Source organism: Rhodovulum viride (assembly GCF_003265965.1).
Classification (GTDB): domain Bacteria; phylum Pseudomonadota; class Alphaproteobacteria; order Rhodobacterales; family Rhodobacteraceae; genus Rhodovulum; species Rhodovulum kholense.
Genome location: NZ_MUAV01000001.1, coordinates 243,064 through 261,280, shown reverse-complemented (window position 1 = coordinate 261,280; position 18,217 = coordinate 243,064). Strand labels below are relative to the sequence as shown.

Here is an 18,217-nt window from a genome sequence, read left to right as displayed (position 1 = left end):
CTCTGACCCGACACGCCCGGCCCTAGCGGCCGGGCGTTTCACGTTTCGCGCTCAGGGCTTCGGCCCGTTCCGCGCCCGCTGATAGGCGGTGAAGCCGATCAGCAGCGCCAGACCCAGAAGCGTCGCCGCCAGCCCGGTGGGTGCCACCACCGCCTCGGGGTCGCAGACCGTCAGCGCCGTCAGGATCAGGATCACCAGCGCAACGCCGATCCAGGCCAGCTTCCAGCGGAAGGCCAGCCGGTCGGCGACACCGCTGTAGAAGGACCGCCAGACCAGCCCCGCCGTCGCCAGCGCGATCAGCGCCGCCCCGGTCAGCAGCACCGCGCGGTGCGGGCAGATCCAGGCGCAAAGCACGCTCAGCGAGGCCAGAAAGCCCGGCAGCACCGGCTCGATCCAGAGCTCGTTGAAGATCCGCCGCAGCGTCTGGCTTTCCCCGGTGGTCGGGTCGGGCGCGGGCCAGAAGCCGATGCCGCCGAAATTATCCTGGAAATAGACCAGATCGTCCCGGAACTGGCTGAAATCCTCGGGGTGGTCGTTGGGGTCCAGATCGCTGCGCGGCCGGCGCTCGACCTCGCGGTGGCCGGTCGGTGGCAGCACCGGCACGATCCGGCGCAGGACCTCGGTGCGTTCGGGGCCGCGAAAATCGCCATGTTCCAGCCGCGCGCGCAGGGTCTTCTTGGCATCCGAGGTCGGGCGTTCCATGAAGATCAGGATGCGCTCGACCGGCGGCTCGGGGCCGCGCGCGGCGCTGGCGGCGGATTCGGCGCCGTCATCGGGGTCGTCGGGTTCGGCAATCGGCGTCGGCGGCACCAGAATCGCGCGCAAATCGTTCATCAGCGGCGTGTCGATGCCGCTGCCGATCAGGTCCAGATCGAGCCCCAGATTGACGCTTTGCCCGCGCGCCGCGAGGCCCTCATGGCTGCGCGACACGATCTGTTGCAGCCGCCCGGCCGCCGGGTCGTTGTCCTTGCCGCCGGAATAGCCGCGAAAGATCAGCGTCACCCCGTCGGGGCGGGGCGCGTCGAAGATCGTGGGATAGCCCTCGGCCAGCGCCTTGAAGGTGTTGTCGGCGATCCGGGGGAAGGGCGCCGAAAAGCGCAGGATCTGCTGCACCGCGGTCTCGATCTGGAAATCGGTCCAGTCCTGCCAGCCGGTCAGGGTGATCGCCAGATCGGCGCGGGCACGGTGGCGATGCGCTGCCTGAATGAAATCGCGCCGCATCGCGCTCCAGTCGGATTCGTCCGGGAAGTCGGCCTGCCGGGTGCCTTCGCCATAGGCGATCTCGTAGCCGTAAAGCGCGACCCGGCTGACCAGCCCGAAATCGACCTGATTGAGCGGGTCGGGCGCGGGGGGCGCGCTGTCGGCCTCCGCCGTCTTGGGCGCGGCGGGCGTCCGGGGCAGCATCCAGAACGGGTAGAAGGCATAGACCTCGGCATGATCGAGCCTCGGCTCGACGCAGCCGCAGCCCGGCAGCGCCAACGCCTCGGCCGAGCGCGCGGCCTGCGCCTCGGCGCGGGTCACGGTGCGGAAGGCCGCCTGCCGCGCCTGCCGCTTGACCGCCTCGAACTGGCCGTAGGGGACGGGCGGCGGGACCGCATCGACCGCCGCCGCGAAAAGCCGCTGATTGGGGTAGGTCAACCCGACCAGCTGTTCCAGCGCCAGCGCCGTCGCCTCGGGGATGTCGAGGCTTTGCGCAGCGGCGACCGCGTCGAGCCCCAGGATCGCCGCGCTCAGGTCGGGGGTCATGAGCCAGGTGTCGTCGATGGCGGCCACGAGCTCGGTCATGGCGGTCCTGACGATCTCTTCGACCTTGCGCGCGGCGATCGGGTCCAGCAACCGGCGCACGTCGCCCTTCAGCACCTCGGCGTTGGGGGCGGGCGCGTAATCGGCGTTCAGTAGCGCCTGCTGGAAATCGGCATCCTTGACCGCCGCCTGCACCGCGCTGTCGGTGGCGTCGGTCACGCCCAGCGGGGTCCCGACCGGAAGCTCGGGGAATTCCGGCACGCCCTCGGGCCGGGTGTCGAGCCCGGGCACGATCTCTTCGGCGGCGCCCGCCAGCGTGTCTGCGGCGACCTCGATCTCGGCCTCGAACTCGGCGCGCACGGCCTTGCGGATGGCGGCCTCGGCAGCGGTCTCGAGCGTCTTGCGCACCGGGGTCGACAGCCCGACCAGCGGGGCCACCGCGCCCGAGGCCGCGACCAGGTCGGGGTTCAGCGTCATGTTCGCGGCCGCCGCCGGATCGAGCCCGAAGCGCAGGCCCAGATGCGAGGGCCCGGTGACCAGCGCGCGGATCTCGTCCAGCGCGCAGCGCGTGAGCTGACCGGAAAGCGCCGCGTCGATGGCGGCGCCGAGGTCGGCGGCGCTGGCGAAGGTCTTGCCGTCGAGCCCGGCCAGAGCCGTCTTGACGTCAACGGGCGCGATCAGCGTCTGGTAATCGGCCGCGTCGAAGGCGGTATAGTCCAGCACGGTGCGGCTGACCGGCTCGGCGCAAGAGGCCGGTTCGTCCGCCTCGACGGTCTCATCGGCCTGGGTGGCGGGCGAGAGGCTCGGCCGGTATTCGGCTATCAGCGCCACCGCCGCCGCGTCCGAGCCCATCAGGCGCGGCACCCGCGTCGCCTGACCCGCGACCAGCCAGTCGGAAAACCCCGGCGAGACCAGCCGCGCGACCGCGCCGGGAAAGCCTGCCTCGATCCGGCCATAGGCGGCCAGCGCCGCGGCCACCGCCTGATCGCCCAGCGCATTCGGGACCGGGGTCAGCCCGGTGCAAAGCGCGTCGGTGTCGGGCCAGGCCCCGACCGCAGTCAGCGCGGCCAGCCCGGCGCGCGCCTCGTCCGACAGGGCGGCCTCGGACAGGCCCGCGCAGGCCGCACCCTTCTGCCAGTCCTCGAGCGCGCTGATGGCCAGCGCGGGCGGTCCGGCCAGTTGCAGCGCCAGCCGGTTCGCGCCGGTCTCGGGGATCGCGCCCAGCCGCGCGGCCAGCGCCGGGGCCACCGCGCGCGGTTGCCAATGCGCGTCGGACCGTGCCAGCGCGCCATAATCGGCCGCCAGTTCCAGCGTGCCCGCGACGCTGTCGCGCCCCAGCCCCAGCGGCACCGCCCGGCAGAGCCGCACCAGCGCCTGCTTGGTGTAGGGGCCAAGCTTGCCGTCGCGCAGGTATCTGCTGGGGTCGCGCAGCGCGCTGCGCAGCCCGCGCTGGATCTGGTCGATGCTGCCCGCCGCGGGCGGCAATTCGCTCAGCGCCGCAAGATCGGTGCAATCGGCCCGCGCCGCGCCGGGCGCCGCCCAGGCCAGCGTGGCCATCAGGGCCAGAAGGCAAAGAAGCGGGGCTTTGGTCATGCGGTGCGTCCTTCCTTGCGCATCTCGGTCGAGATCGCCTGCGCGAGATCGTGCGCGCTGACCGTCTCGGCGCCGCGCCGGAGCGCGCTGATCGTGGCGTGATGCACCACATTGGTAATCGACCCGCCCGCCAGCTCGTGGCCCTGCGCCAGCGCGTCGAGATCGACATCGGGCGCCAGCGGTACGCGTTCCAGTATGCTGGCCCAGAGCGCGCGGCGCAGCCCCGCATCGGGGCGGGGAAAGCCCACCACCGTCTGGAACCGGCGGAAGAAGGCGTCGTCGATATTGTTGCGCAGGTTGGTGGCCAGGATCACCAGACCGGGGCAGTCCTCGATCCGTTGCAGCAGATAGGCCACTTCCTGATTGGCATAGCGGTCATTGGCCGATCCGCCCTGGCCACGGGTGCCGAACAGCGCATCGGCCTCGTCGAAGAACAGGATCCAGTCGTTCATCTCGGCCATGTCGAAGACCTGGGCGAGGTTCTTTTCGGTCTCGCCGATGTATTTCGAGACCACCATCGACAGGTCGATCCGGTAGACATCGAGCCCGGTACGCTTGCCCAGCATCGCCGCCGTCAGCGTCTTGCCGGTGCCGGCCGGCCCGTAGAAGAGCGCCTTGAACCCGGCGCCGACCCGGCGCGCCAGCCCCCACTCCTCGCGGATCAGGGCGCGATGGGTGTACCAGGCGACCAGATGCTCGATGCTGTGCTTGACGCCCTGCGGCAGGATCAGCTCGTCCCAGTCAAGCCGGGTGGTCAGCCGCTTGGCCGGAAAGCCCGGCGCATAATCGGGCCGGGGCGGGTGCCCGGCGCAGAGCGTCAGCACCCGGTGCGGCGGCAGGGTCAGCGGCCCCGACAGAAGCGTGGCGCCGCCAGGGTCTGCGACCGCGCCCACGGTCAGCCCGGCCGCCGCGCGCAGCGGATGGTCGGGCGCGAACAGCGCCATCGCCGAGATCCGCGCCGCGGCATCGGCCCCGCCCAGCAGGAACAGGGCTGTGACCGCGCTCGGGGCAAAGCCCGGGCCGCCCGCCTGCGCCTCGCCCCGCGCCGCGCCGAATTCGGAGAACACCCGGTCGATGGCCGAATTCTTGACGAAGAACGGATCGAGGGCGGCTGGCGCCAGATGCGGCGCCAGCGCCAGCGCCAGAACCAGCCGGGCAGGCGCGTCGAGCCCCGCGCCGTCGATCAGCCGCGCCAGCGCTGAGTCTCCGGGCAGCGCGGGCGGATCGGGCAGGGCGAAGGGCGTGGCGCTGCCTTCGAAGAAATGGGTCAGCCGGGCGGTGACGGTGTCGGCCAGCCAGCCCAGCTCGGCCTTCAGCGCCTCGGCATGGGGATCGGCCCCTGGCGCGAGAACGGGCGGGCGCTCAGTCATCGTCTTTTCTCCAGATCACGCTCAGCGCCTCGGGCATCCAGGGCAGCCGGATCGGTCCCAGCGCCCAGGGCAACCCGTCCAGCAGCATGTCGAACGGTCCGGGCGCGACCGTCAGCCGGGGCGCGCCGCGGTCGTCGGTGCCGATCAGGCCGCGGCGGCGGATGAAGGTGGCGCGCAGCCCCTCGGGCGAGGTCTTGCCCAGCCGGGTCCATTGCCCGATGACGCTGCGGAGCAGGCTGTCGATCAGCGCGGTTTCGGCCGGGGCCAGCGTGGGGCAAGGCTCGGGCCGGGCACCGTCGGGCAGCCCCAGCAGCAGCCGTTCCAGCGGGTCGGGCAGGCGCTGTGCGGGCTGGGCCTCGGCCAGGGCGGCCAGCACGGCAGCGGCGCGGGGCAGGCCATCGGCGCGGATCTGCCGGGCCTCGATCAGCCCGAGCCGGTCGAAGAGCATCCGCAGATAGGGGTGAAACAGCACGAGCCCGGCGCGCTCGGTCAGGCTGTGCGTGGCCGCCTCGGAGGCGGTCCCGGCAGGCGGCGCGGCGCGGGCCGGTGCGGGGGCGGGCGCGGCGGCCCTCAGCAGGTCCTCGACCGCCGCCCGGGCGGTGCGGCGCAGCGCGCCCTGCGGTCCGGGCGCGGGTGCGGCGTAGCCCAGCCGGGCGGCAAGGCTGCGCAACACCACGACCCGCTCTGCCTCATCGGGGGAGAGCGCCTGAAGGAAGGCCTCGGCCGCCCGCCCGGGCGCGCCCGGCCCCGGACCGGCGACGAGCGCGGCGGCCAGCTTGGCGGCGTCGAGCCCATCGCGGTCCAGGGGGGACGTCAGGGCCACGGGCAGCGCCCCGGCGATCTGGTCCAGCATGCCGCGCACCGTCGAGGCCCCATCCCCAAGCGCCGCCTCGTAAAGTCCCGCCAGTGCCGCCTCCCGCGCTTCGGTCTCTGGTAGCGCATCTGCTGGTCCGGGTGCCTCTGTCGCCGCGGGGGCGGCATCGGCCGCCTCGGCATGGGCGAGGGACGGGCGGGCCGGATCGGGCGGCCCATCCGCAGGGCTGTCTGCCCCGGGCCGGGCGGCGTTTTCTGCATCGGCGCGGGCCTGTCCGGTCTTGCCTGTCCCGGGGGCGGCCGCCGGATCCGGCCGAGCGGTTTCGGCCGTCCTCGGCACGGACGGACCGGCGGGTCCGTCAAGAGGCTTGCCTTTGGGCGCCTCGGGGAGATCCCGCCCGGCGAGGGCCTCGATCCGAGACGGATCCGGTGCGCCGCTCCGCTCGGGCGGGGACCCGGAGGCGCGTCGTTGCGCGGCGTCGGACGGGCGCTCCTTCGCCGTGGCATGTCCGGCCGATCCGGCCGGCGCGGACCGGTCCCCGCGCCCCGCCGGACCGCGCGTCTCGGGCAAGGGCCGAGCATCGTGCCCAAGCAGATGGCCAGACCATCCGTCGCGTGCCGCGCCAGCGGACGGCGTTGCCGGGTCCGCCCCGGGGCTGCCCTCTGCATCCTGCCGGGGTGCGTTCCCCTCGGGGCCGCGCGATCGACCCGCGCGCGCCGCGACATCGGCGTCACTCTGCGGCCCGGGCGGTGCGGCTTTGTCCGGGCTGTTTCCGGTCGCACGCCTTGACCCCTTCGCAGAGCCTGTCGGTTTCGGATCGCGCCGGTTCCTGGCCGCAGCCCCCAGGAACCCGGCGTCGGGAGTGGTGCCGTCGCCGGCCGCCTCGCCCGGCTGGGGGGCGGGGTCGGTCGTCGCGCCGGTCACGGGGGCATCCGGTTTCTCGCCGGGCTCGCCGGGCCGTTGTTTCGTCGGATCGGCCTGTGCCGCATGCGCGGCAGGGATCGCGCGATCGGCCGCGTGCCCGCCCTCGGCAGACCGCGGCCCGGGCAGTGCGCCTTTGTCCGGGCCGTTTCCGGTCGCGCGCCCTGACCCCTCCGCAGAGCCTGTCGGTTTCGCATCGCGCCGGTTCCTGGCCGCAGCCCCCAGGATCCCGGTGTCGGGAGCGGTGCCGTCGCCGGCCGCCTTGTCCGGCTCCGCCCGCGCCGACCCACCCGGCTGGGGGTCGGGCCCGGTCGTCGCGCCGGTCACGGGGGCATCCGGTTGCTCGCCGGGCTCGCCGGGCCGTGGTCCCGCCGGATCGGCCTGTGCCGCATGCGCGGCAGGGGTCGCGCGATCGGCCGCGTGCCCGCCATCGGCAGACCGCGGCCCGGGCAGTGCGGCTTTGTCCGGGCCGTTTCCGGCCGCGCGCCTTGCCCCCTCCGCAGAGCCTGTCGGTTTCGGATCGCGCCGGTTCCTGGCCGCAGCTTCCAGGATCCCGGCGTCGGGCCCGGTGCCGTCGCCGGCCGCCTCGCCCGGCTCCGCCCGCGCCGACCCACCCGGCTGGGGGCCGGGGTCGGTCGTCGCGCCGGTCACGGGGGCATCCGGTTTCTCGCCGGGCTCGCCGGGCCGTGGTCCCGCCGGATCGGCCTGTACCGCATGCGCGGCAGGGGTCGCGCGGTCGGCCGCGTGCCCGCCATCGGCAGAGCCGGTCTTAGACGCCGCGCGATCCGAGATCCCTTGCGGCCCCGTTTGGGGCGTCGCGGCAGGCGGACCCTCTGCGGCGGGGCCGGACCCAAGCGTTTCGGGACCTGCGTCCGGGGCATCCGCCTTGCGTTCGGGGGGGGCGGTCTGCGCCGGGGGCGCCGCAAAGGCTCCGTTGTCCGACGCGCCGGACCGATCTTCCGCCGGCTGGCCGGGACTTGCAGCATCGCGGGTCGCATCAGGAGCTTCGCCGGTTTGCGCGGCACGGTCGCGGCCAGGAGCGCCGGGCGTGGCGTCGCCCGGCAGGGCCGGGGCGGGCGTGACACGGCCTGGCGATGCGCCGGCCAGCGCCAACAGGTCGGCGAGGGCGCGGGCGCCGGGAACCTTCGGCGCGAGGGCACGGGCGGCGTCGAGATCGACCGGCCGGGTTTCAAGCAGGGCCTGCGCCACGGCGCGCCGGGCCGAGACCGGATCGCGCGCGGTTCGGTCCAGTGCCGCGACCGCCTCCGACAGGGCTTGCGCGCCCTTGGGCAGAAGCGCCGCGATCAGCCGGGCGATGTCGTCCGGGGCGAGCCCCGCCAGAATCGGGTCGGCCCCGCCAGGGCGGCCGATCGTCGCCTGCCGGAGCGCCTGCGCCGCAGCGCGGGCGGCCGCCCCCCCGGAGGCCAGCGCGGCCAGGGTCTCGGGCGGGGGGGCGAATCTCAGTTGCGCCGCGATGCGGTCAAGGGTTTCGGGCGTGGGCCGAAGGCGGGCGCTCTCGCCGCCAAGCGCCGGAACCAGCCGCCGGGCCGCGCGCTGGCGTCCGACCATCCCGGGCCTGGCCGAGGCGGCGGAGGCGGTGTCGTTCGGCGGTGTCGGGGCATCTGAAACGGCATCCGCGAGGCCTGATTGCGAAGGCGTTTGCGATGCGCTTGCGCCGCCCGGCCGGTGGCCTTGCCGAGACCGGTCTGCCGGGATCGGCCTTTCGTCGCCCAATGCCTCGCGGGGCAGGGCCGCTGGGTCGGAGCGCGCGGTTGGGGCCGGGGTGTCGGTCTGTTGCCCGGTGCCCGCCGCCGTCGCGGTCTTCGATCCGGCGCCTGTGTCGTCGGCCTCATCGGGGTCCTGACGCGAGGCGAAGCCCTTCAGGTCGCGGGCCTCGCCGGTCGTCCGGGCGCGGTCGGGCTGCGGAGCCTGGTCGAGTTCCCGCGCGCCGGATCCGGGGGCAGACCCTTCCGCGGTTTCGGCCTGCGGCGGCGCGGGGGCCCCGATCGAGCGCTCCGGGGAAGACCCTGCCGCGGGAGCGACCGGTCGCGTCGGTTCACGCCGGTTTGCATCGTCCTGCAGCGACCGCTGCGGTGAGGCCGGATGGCGCTCGGGGACGCCGTGCCGCGCAGTGGCGTCGGGCCGGTCATGCGGGGGGCGTTCCGTCGGCGGAAGGTCTGGGGTTTCGCGGCCCGAGGAGGGGCCCGGCGGCGTCTGTACCGCAGACGGCGCGCGGGCCGAGAGCGCGTCGGTCAGAGCCGAGACGCCTGCGGTCGGGTGATCCCCGAGGGACCGGGCCGAAGCGGTGTCGTCCGGCACCGACATGCGGTGCGCAGCGCCCGCTTCCTGTGGGATGGCCGTGGGGGTTTCCGGCTCGGGCGCCGCCGGAGAGGCTGGTCGCGCCGGGGCGCCGGAGGGCGCGCGGGCCAGGCCGGGTCCGGTCCGCGCGTCGGAGGCGGGGTCAGCTTGCGGCGCGGGCGGGGCCGTGCCGGAGAGGTCGTCGGGCACGGCGGTCTGTGCCATCGGCACCGGCGCGGTGTCGGCCGAGGCCGACGAGGCCCGGTCGGCAAGGTCGCGCGGAACCACGAGGCCGGGCGGCGCGGGGACGGCCGTGCCGCCGTAACCGGGCGGGTGCGGGCGGGTGTCGCCGGGGCTGCCGGTCTGGTCGCTCGGGGCGCCGGCCGTCCGGTCCGCCCCTGGCTTCGGCCCCAGGGGAGGAGTTTCGCGGGCTGCGCTCGGTGCGGCCGGGGCGGGGGCGCTCTCCAGGGCATTGCGCAAAGAGCGTGCGGCTTCGGGCGCCGATGGCCCTGGCCGGGCGGGGCCTGAAAGGGAGGAGGTCCCGGGGCCGCTGACAGGATCGGCGACGGCGGCAGGCGGGGCAGCGGCGGCCGGGTTTCCGGATGACGGGCTGTGCCCGATGGTGGCCGTGCTGCCGAGAGACCCGGTCTCGGGAAGCCCGGTTCCGGACAGCGCGACTGAGGGCGGTTCGGGGGCGACTGCGCCGGTCGGGGGGAGCGGCGTGGCGCGGGGCGCGCTGTCGGCGGGCAGAGAGGGGGCGGCCGCATGCCGGTCCGGCTGAGCGGGCAGGGCCGCCGGGCCGGAGGTCAACCGGGTAGCCGCCGCCGGCACGGATGCCGCCCGAAAGACCGGCAGAGCGTATGGATCGGTCGGCGCCCCAGGTGCGGCCCCGGGTCGGTCGGCCAAAGGCGCTGTCGGGGGGGCGGAGGCCGGCACCCTCTCGGGTTCGGGTTTGGGCTCGGGCATCGTGGCCGAGGGGGCTGGCCCGCGCAGGCCCTCTGTGCCGGGAAAGGAGGGGCCCGGGATCGGCGCGGAGGCCGCTGGCCGGGATGGCTCTGGCCGCGGGCGGCCGAGATGGGGTGCCAGCGCGGCGGCGAGGGTTTCGGCCAGACGGCGCCTGACGGCAGGCCAGTCGGGCGGGTCGGGGAAGTCGCCGAGGTCGATCTCGACCGTCTCGAGCCTCAGATCGGCGCGGGCGTGGGCGCTGTCCGCAAGCACATGCTCGACAGTGGCGAGCAACTCGGCCCGGATCGCCAGCAGCAGCCGTTCGGGCGTGCCGAGCGGGCCCGGGCCGTCCACGAGATCGAAGCGGAATTCCAGCGTCCCGATCCGGTTCGGGGGGGCTTCGGTCAGGGGATGGGGCGCGGGCTGCCCGGTCATTCCAGCGGCCCTCCGTCCCGTCTCAGCGCCGCGCGCAGTCCGGCCGCGGCGCCGTCGATGCCACCCCGCCAGGCGGCGATGCGCGGCGCCAGATCCGCCAGGGCAGCGGCGTCCAGCCAGACCGGCCGGACATGCACATGGGCGGGGGCGACCCGCAGGATCATGTCCTCGACATGGCGGCGAAAGGCCGGGTCGGTGCCGCGCGCGGTCCAGCCCGGCAGCAGCGCCCAGACGCTGGCCTCGGCAAAGCCCCGCCCGCTGCCGCGCAGCCGGATATCCTCGACCAGAAGAAGCTGTTCGCAGCCGCGGTTCAGGTCCTGCCAGGCGCGGCACAGACGGGTCCCGAGCCGGTCGAGCGCGGCGCGGTCGCGGTCGGTGGCGCAGCGATAGAGGAAGGGCGCGCCGGGGACGGGCTCGAACAGAAGCTGCCAGCCATCGGCGGGATCGTCGCCCGGGGTCAGCAGATAGGCCTCGGCAGAGGCGGCGCGGCGCAGGAGCGCGGGCGAGATCCGCCCCTCGGCGATCCAGGGCGAGAGCGCGGCGAGATCGGACGCGCCAAGCGGTGCGGGTGCCGACCGGCGGGTGAGAAACAGGTCATGCGCCGGATCGGGCAGGGTCAGGTCGCTGCGCGGCACGGTCGCCTCGGGGGCATCGACCCCGGCGTCGAGCGTGAGGCCCGCCGCCGCCAGCGCCGCGACCGGCCCGGTCCAGGGCGAGAGATCGCACAGATGCGCCAGCCGCGCCGCCGCCCCGAATTCGGGATGGGCAGTGCCCTTGTGGAAGTCGAACCCGGGCAGGCGGGCCAGATAGGCCTCGCGCCAGGCGATGTCCCAGCGCAGCCGCTCGGCCGCGCTGCGATAGGCATGCAGCCCGGTCTGCGCGGTGTCGGGCATCTCGTCGCCCTGCAGCGCAATGAGGTAATCGAGCATCTCGCGCCGTTCGCGCAGCGCGACCGCATCCTCGGGGTCAGTGTCGGCGCGGGCGGCATAGCGGGCGGGCAGGGCAGAGAGCGGTGCGGCCATGGCGCCGAGCGTCGCGTCGATCATCCCGCGATAGGAGGCGATCCGTTCGCCGCCCCGGATCCGGTAGATGGCGGGCAGGGTCGCATCGACCGACAACCGCCCCGCCGCGCGCGGCCGCCCGGCAAAGGCCACGTCGAAATCGCGCGGGTCGAGCCGGTTGCCCTGCCCGGCGATCCGCGCGGCGGTCAGGCGGTCGTATTCCTCGGCGATGCCATGCGGATCGAGCGGCACCGGCGCGCCGTCCAGCGTCAGTTCCAGACGCGCGGCGCCTGCGGGCAGACGGACCTCGTGCACCGCGACGATGCCGGGCCGGGCCAGCCTGCGGTCGTCATGGGGCGTGGCCTCGATCAGGCGCAGCTCGTGGACATTCTCGATGCCCTCGATCCGTTCCAGCGCGGCCAGCACCAGATCGGGGCGCGCCGGGTCGCCGGGTTCGGCCTGCACCGGCGGCCAGATCGTCGCCGGATCGTCGAAAAGATCGGCCCGCGTCGCGCCCCGGCGCTCGCCGGTGCCGGTCGCGTCGAGCCCCTTCAGCACCAGATTGACCACATGATAGACCTCGGCCGCGATGGCGTCGGGCTTGGCCATCGGGCCGATGCTGATGCGCCCGGCAAGGTCGAGCCAGCGCGTCTCGGCCAGCGCGACGGGCAGGGTATCGGTGCCGATCAGCCGTATCCGGTCGAAGGCGGCCGCGACCGCGTCGACGGCCGTGGCGGCAGGGGTGCCCTCGCCCGGCAGCACGGCGATTTCGTAAAGCCCGCGCGCCCCGGCCGGGCGCACGAAGACCCGCGCGACCTCGGGCAGGGTGGACAGGCAGGCCGCCATGTCGAGTGCGGTCACCGGCCGCCCCGGCAGCACCGCGCGCGGCCCGAAAAGCGCCAGCGCGTCAAGATCGAAGGCCTCGGGCGCGGCGGTCAGGTGATCGCGCACCGGATGGTCGGCGCGATAGGCGATCTCGGTCAGCGCGAAGGCGGTCTGTTCGAGGAAGGTCACGCCCGGGTCGTGGGTGTTGTAATCGGTCCAGATCCGGCCCGAGGCGCGTTGCGCGGCGGGCGTCGCCTCGGCCATCAGCGCCGCGAAGGTGATCGGAGGCGGCAGCTCTTCGGTCACAACAGCCCGTCCTCGCGGTCCGGCCCTCCGGCGGGTCCGCGCGACCCGGTCATCAAGGGATCGAACCAGAGCCGCGTCAGGTAATAGCGGATCCGCACCGGCGCGCCCTCGGCCGTGCCGTAATCGGCATTGGTGCGGATCTGCAGCTTGAAGTGGTGGCGTTCCTCGGTCGCAAGCCAGCGCAGCCGCAGCCGGTCGGCATAGGACCCGTAGACCGCGGTCTGGGCGCGGATCCGGCGGCGCCCGAACATCCAGTTCAGGATCGCGTTCCGGGGATGGAAGGCGTTCATCGCGACCGCGTGGATCAGCGCGTAATGCCCCTGTCCGACCTCGCCGCCGACGCCCGCCATCACCTCGAAGGCCTGACAGCCGGTCATCGGGCGGGTGATGTCGTGCCAGGTGCCGTCGGCGACGGGGTCCGCAAGGCCCTCGGTCGCGCGCCCCAGCCGCCCGTCCATCCGCGCCGTGCCGCGCAGGTCGAGCCGCCATTCGGGCGCGGCCTCGCTGATCCCGATCCGGCCGTCCCGGCCCAGCGTCAGCCCGGGCGGGCCGGCGACCCAGCCGCCCGCGGCGCTGTCCAGCGTGTTGCCCGAAACCCCGAGCCCCTGGCGGAAATGCAGATGGCCCTGGGTTTCGCCATGTTCGAGCACCCACGAGGCATAGGGCGTGCCGAGCCCCTCATAGAGGCTGAGAACCGCGCGCGAGCTGCCGACCGAATGCAACTGCAGCCCGTCTGCCGGGGTCTTCGAGAACCCGTCCTCGGTCTGGTTGACGCAGGATTCGATGAGGTCGCGGTAATGTTCCGCCGTGGGCAGCGCCCCGTCGCGGAAGAAGGATTTCAGCGTTGTCCTGTCCTGTCTTGTCACCGCGCCGTCTCCTGCCCCACGATCAGCATGTCGCCCACCCGGAGCCGACCGATGCCGCTTTGCGTCGCTTCGATGCCGCCCCGCGCGGTGGCTGCCGCCAGCGCGTGATCCGAGGCCGAGAGCGCCAGCGCCCAGGGCCGGGACGGCCGGATCACCGGCCCGTGCGGGCCGCGCCCGTCGATCTGTGCGGTATCGGCCAGCCGGTGGACCCCGGAATCGTCGGCGGCGAAATGCAGCACCGAGAAATCCGTGACATCCTCGACATAGTCGAGCGCCGCGATCTGCGCGCGCAGAAGCGCCACGTTCAGCGACCAGCCGAACCGCGCGATTTCGGGCGCGGCGGTCCAGACCGACAGCCGCGCGATCAGGTCCTGGCGCAGCCGGAAGGCCAGCGCGCCGTCGTTCAGGAACGGGGCAAAGCGGATCTGGGCGCGCACCTGCAGCCGGTCGAAGGCCGGGTTGACCACGTCGAAACCCGCGAAGGGGCAGGCATGGGCCTGCAGCCAGGCGCGGACGCGTTCCAGCTTGCCGACATCGAAGTACAGCTCGCGCGGCGGCGGGGGGGCGCCGTCCGTGGGCTCGGGCGGGCGGCGGACCAGCACGACCGTGGCCCGGCCCGGCGCGGGCTCGGGCGTGGCGGCGGTCAGATGGGGCAGGCATTTGACCCGCCAGATCTCGGGGAATTCCTGCAGCACCAGCCGTTCGACATCCCAGGGCGTGACCGCGCGCTTGCGGTGGCGCAGCCGTTCGGCGACGCGGGCGCGCCAGGCGGGCGGGGTCTCGGGCGGGCGCGGCGGGATCCGGCGGTCGACCTCGACCGGCTTGCCAAGCCCCGCAAAGCCCGGATCGAAGCGCCAGTCGCGCGGGCCGTCGCCCGGATGCGGATGGCTGTCGCGGCTTTCGGCCCAGACCCCGTTGGTATGGACGCCATCGAGCACCGGATGGGTGTGAAACCCGGGGCAGATCGCCGAGACCGCCAGCCAGATGCCGCCCGGCGGCATGTCGGGCGCGGTCTCGCTGGCGTCGTCGGGCATGTCGATCACCACCGTGCCGGACCTGAGCAGCCCGTCGGTCGTGTCCGACGAGATCGCGGTGGCGGGCAGGTCCTGCCAGCCCGCCTCGGTCAGGTAGTGCCAGACCAGCGGCACCGGATCGGGCACCACCCGTTCATGGCCGCTGTCGGCGATGTCGAACAGCAGCGCCAGGTTCTCCTTGGCCGAATTGCCCGAAAGCTGAAGGAAAAGCGTGCCATAGCCCAGCCGCGCGGGCACCAGCCCCGCCGCCCGTTCGGTGCGTTCGGGAAAGACCGGGATCGTGCCGAAAGGCGTGATCTGGCGCACCCGGTCGCGCGCCCGGGCGCTGTCGGGGGCGGACAGCGCGATCCGCCCGGCGGCCTCATAGCCGATCCTGAGCCGCGCGATCCGGGGCAGATAGGGCGGCAGCGGCACCGGACGCGGGCGCAGCCGCAGCAGGCGCGGGCGCAGCGCATCGGCCAGCCCCAGCGCATAGGCGGTCTGCCCGAAGCCGCCCGCGCTGCCCGACAGCCGCAGCCGCAGCGCACCGCTCCGGATCTCGCCCCGGGCTTTCGGCAGCTTCAGCGCGGCCGGGCCGTCCTCGGGCAGGCTGGGGCTTTCCAGATCGGCCTCGCGGTGCCAGTCGGCCAGCAGCCGGCCGCTGGCCGGATCGCGGTCGGCCATGGGCGTCGGGCCATCCAGCAGCGGCTTCCAGGTCTCGCCCGACAGCACCTCGACGTTCACAAGCGGGTCCGGGACGGGTGTGTCGCGCGGATAGGCGGCGTAATGCCCGGCAAAGCCGTCGATCCCGGCGGGCAGGTCGGCCCAGGTCAGGTCGAGCGAGACATGGGTCACCGGCTTGACCGCCAGTTCGGGTGCCGCGAGCGTCAGCGTGCCGCCATCGGCGGGGCGGGCGCCGAAGGGCAGCACCGCCTGATCGACCGCGACCGGCCCGTCATCGTTGAACCCCGCCATGGTCCGCAACCCCTCGACCCGGACCCGGATCGCGGCGGCATCGACCTCGTAGCGCTCGAAGAAGCTGACCGGGCAGATCCGGGCATCGGGGGCGGCGCGGATCGCGAGCGCCGGCGCGGCCTCGGGCGTCGCCGGATCGGGTTCGAGCGGCGGGGCCTCGCGGCCGAAGGCCATGCGGAAGGTCACGCCCGGCGGCAGGCCCGGGCCGTTCGGCAGGATCTGCAGCACCTCGGGCGCGACCTGGCCGCGCGCGCTGGTCAGGGTGACGGTGAAGGCATCGGCGAAGAACTTCTGGAAGACGTCGCAGGGCGCCAGCAGGAACCCCCGGCCGCCCGGGGCCAGCTGGAAGGCGCCCGCCATCAGCGAGGCCGCAGCCCCGTCCGCCGGGGCGCTTCCGTCTGTTTCGCCCGCCGCGGCCCGGCGCAGCAGCCCCTCGGGCCCCTGTTGCAGCGCGCCGTTCTTGTCCAGAAGCAGCTGCAGATAGTCGCCCTCGGGCCAGGGCACGCCCTCGACGAGGCTCAGCGTCACGATCCGCCCCAGAAGCTGGCGCAGCGGTGCCGCGTTGAGCGTCTTGCGCGCGATCACCTCGTAGATCATCGCCATCGAGGGCGCGCGCACCATGTTGCGCGCCCAGTCCTGCACGGCGGCGTCGATGACCTCGATCCCCTCCTCGAGGCTGGCGAAACCGCAGGCGCGGATCAGTTCGGGATCGTGGCGCAGTTCGAGCGCGACATTGGGGTCGCGGCCGGGCTCGGTGCCGGGCGGCAGCTTCGGCGACATCGCGGGCAGGGGGCTTGCGCGGCGCATGTCCAGCCGGAGCTCGACCTGGCGGCGCCCCTCGCGCAGCCGGAAAAGATCCGAGGCGATGTCGAGCCCCATCTCGGCCCCGGCCTGCCTGCGCCCGCCCTCGGACGCGGCGGGGCTGCGGGCGACGAAGACCCCGCGCCCGAGCGGCCCGGCCCCGGCCGGGTCGAGCCCCGCCTCGACGCGGGTGATCGCGCCCAGCGTGGCAAAGAACGACACCTGCGGATCGGTCTCGTAGGTGATGGCGCCGGTGGTGCGGACCCGCGCGGTGCTGACCGGAATCGCGGTCAGGGTGCGGAAGGCCGCGACCGTGCCGTCGGCGCCGCGCGCGGCAAGCGTGGTGCCGCGCGGCAGGTGGCGTTCGGCCGCGGCCGGGGGCACATGCAGCAGCACCCGTTCGGGGGTCGCATCGGCGGGCGGCTGGCCCAGGATCTCGCGGTAGTAGAAATCGGTATGGCGGCGGGTAAAGCGGTTCAGCCGGTCGTCGACCAGCCCGGCTGCGGACAGCTCGGCCAGGATCAGCCCGATGCCGGGCTCGATCGTGCCCGCCTCGATCCGTTCGGCAAAGGCGGTGGCGGCGGCGGGCTGCAGCGAGGCCACGGCATGGATCATCTGCCGGTGCGCCGCGCTGATCGCGGTGGCGAGCGCCCGGGCCTCGGCGATCCGGTCGGGCACGGCGATGGCCCGCGGGTCGGCCCGGGGCCCGCCATGCGGCGGGGCGAAGGTGGTCAGCAAAAGCGCGGCCAGATCGTTGCCCGACCGGGCCGCAAGCCCGCTGACCCGCCCGCGCAGCCCCATCTGCCGTTCGAGCGCTGCGATGGTTTCGCCGAAAGCCTCGGGCAGCTGCGCCTCGATCCGCATCAGCCAGTCGTCGATCCGGCGCGACAGCGCGCGCACATGGCGGATCAGCGCATCGGTGCCCCCGTCGGCGGCAAGATCGAAGGCGGCGATGGCATCGTCGGGGCGAAAGCTGAGGATCTGCGCCGCCACCACGGCGGGCTCGGCCCGCAGCCGGTCGCGCCAGGGCGAAGGTGCGGTGTCGGCCAGCGCCGCCAGCCGGGCGGCCAGATCGCGCGGGCGAAGCCAGGGGGCATCGCGGGTCAAAGGGACTGGAAGGCGCGCCTCGCACGAGGCCCCCTGCAAGACGCGGATATCGGACCAGTCGGTATTCAACGCATGCGACTTGCCAAAGGACCGCAGCCCAGGCGGCTGCGGTCGGTCCCCCCTGAAGACGGTAGAAAATCGTTCCGGTTCACGGATGTAGGGTCTTTCTTGGTTAAGATACTGGCGGAAGCCTCGATACAGGGCAAGGAAAGAAACCCGTCTAGGGTGAAGGTTGCGACAGGAACACACCTGTCAGGGTAGCGCTGTTGCCCTGGATCGCGAAGACGCCGCCCGCGGCGCCGGGCGGGCCGGGGCGGTCGGTTCCGGCGAACTGGCTGGCCTCGAAACTGAGCAGCGCCGCCGGTTCCAGCCCGGGTGTCAGCAGCCCGACCCGGCCGCCATCGGGGCCGGTGAAGCGGACCGTCCCCTGGCCGCTGGACACCACGCGCGGCGCGCAAAGCCCGAGCCGCGACCAGGAAAAGCCGTCGAAGGGCAGGGCGGGCCCGCTGTCGGCGGTGAAGCCCGACGCGACGAAGCTGGCCCGTCCCGTGCCATAGCCGATCTGCAGGGTGAAGCTGCCCAGCGCGTCGGTGACCTCGGTCTTGCCGGTGGCGTCGGTTGCGGTGAAGCTCACCCGCACCGGCCCGGTGATGGTGGCAAGCCCCGCCTTCGGGATCTCGGTCGCGGTCGGGCTTTGGCCGACCACCAGCGGGCCGGTATAGTCGATCTTCTGCGAGCGGAAATTGAAGGTGTAGGCGGCGGGCAGTTCGGTGCCTGGGCCGAGGCCCGGGACCGGGACGGCGCTGGCGCGCTTCCAGCCTTCCAGCTTGGTCTGGCCGTTCTCTTCCTCGGGGCGGAGGCGCCGGATCGTGTCCTCCTCGATCACCAGATTGCGCGGCAGCGCGCTGCGCGACGGCCGTCCGGTGACGTATTGCGCAACGCCTCCGGCCGAGCCCACGGCGATCTGCAGATAGGCCCCGGTCATGCGCCGCTGCTGGTAGAGGTTGATGTCGCAGGGCACCTCGACACCGAAGCCGAACCGTTCGACGACCGGCAGTTCCTGCACCTTCGTGACCAGCCCGCAGGCGGTGGGCGCGAGGCAGGCGATCCCCAGCGCAACGGCCGGAAAAGACTGGAACAGGCGGCGGCCTGTGGTCATCTGGGGCGCCTCCCTGGGGGCGGTTCGTTGCCGACAGGGTGGCCG

Annotated in this window: 7 protein-coding genes; all 7 read right to left on the bottom strand. The window is 73.8% G+C overall.

What is annotated here, in order from left to right:
• Positions 1-51: 51 nt before the first annotated feature.
• Complete coding sequence (locus BYZ73_RS01125; protein ID WP_112314570.1) at positions 52-3,336, bottom strand: hypothetical protein; 3,285 nt, start codon at positions 3,334-3,336, stop codon at positions 52-54.
• Positions 3,333-4,706, bottom strand: coding sequence for an ATP-binding protein (locus BYZ73_RS01120; RefSeq protein WP_112314569.1), 1,374 nt, complete (start codon positions 4,704-4,706; stop codon positions 3,333-3,335). The genes BYZ73_RS01125 and BYZ73_RS01120 overlap by 4 nt, the downstream gene beginning before the upstream one ends.
• Positions 4,699-8,010 (bottom strand): contractile injection system tape measure protein, encoded by a 3,312-nt coding sequence (locus BYZ73_RS22325; RefSeq protein WP_146746245.1) that lies wholly within the window; start codon positions 8,008-8,010, stop codon positions 4,699-4,701. Before BYZ73_RS22325 ends, BYZ73_RS01120 begins: the two co-directional genes overlap by 8 nt.
• A gap of 2,105 nt (positions 8,011-10,115) precedes the next feature.
• Entirely contained in the window at positions 10,116-12,251 is a 2,136-nt protein-coding gene (locus tag BYZ73_RS01110; protein WP_112314567.1) for a hypothetical protein, read from the bottom strand.
• Positions 12,248-13,117 (bottom strand): hypothetical protein, encoded by an 870-nt coding sequence (locus BYZ73_RS01105; RefSeq protein ID WP_112314566.1) that lies wholly within the window; start codon positions 13,115-13,117, stop codon positions 12,248-12,250. Before BYZ73_RS01105 ends, BYZ73_RS01110 begins: the two co-directional genes overlap by 4 nt.
• The gene (locus BYZ73_RS01100; protein ID WP_112314565.1) at positions 13,114-17,013 is read right to left on the bottom strand and encodes a baseplate J/gp47 family protein; all 3,900 of its coding nucleotides are present in this window, start codon (positions 17,011-17,013) and stop codon (positions 13,114-13,116) included. The genes BYZ73_RS01105 and BYZ73_RS01100 overlap by 4 nt, the downstream gene beginning before the upstream one ends.
• Positions 17,014-17,233: 220 nt before the next feature.
• Positions 17,234-18,172 carry a hypothetical protein gene (locus tag BYZ73_RS01095; protein WP_112314564.1) on the bottom strand — a complete coding sequence of 313 codons (939 nt, stop codon included), beginning with the start codon at positions 18,170-18,172 and terminating at the stop codon, positions 17,234-17,236.
• Positions 18,173-18,217: the final 45 nt, after the last annotated feature.

Coding starts and splice junctions, on each gene's coding strand:
- BYZ73_RS01120 (WP_112314569.1), bottom strand. CDS start 4,706: ATGACTGAGCGCCCGCCCGTTCTCGCGCCAGGGGCCGATCCCCATGCC.
- BYZ73_RS01125 (WP_112314570.1), bottom strand. CDS start 3,336: ATGACCAAAGCCCCGCTTCTTTGCCTTCTGGCCCTGATGGCCACGCTG.
- BYZ73_RS22325 (WP_146746245.1), bottom strand. CDS start 8,010: ATGGTCGGACGCCAGCGCGCGGCCCGGCGGCTGGTTCCGGCGCTTGGC.
- BYZ73_RS01095 (WP_112314564.1), bottom strand. CDS start 18,172: ATGACCACAGGCCGCCGCCTGTTCCAGTCTTTTCCGGCCGTTGCGCTG.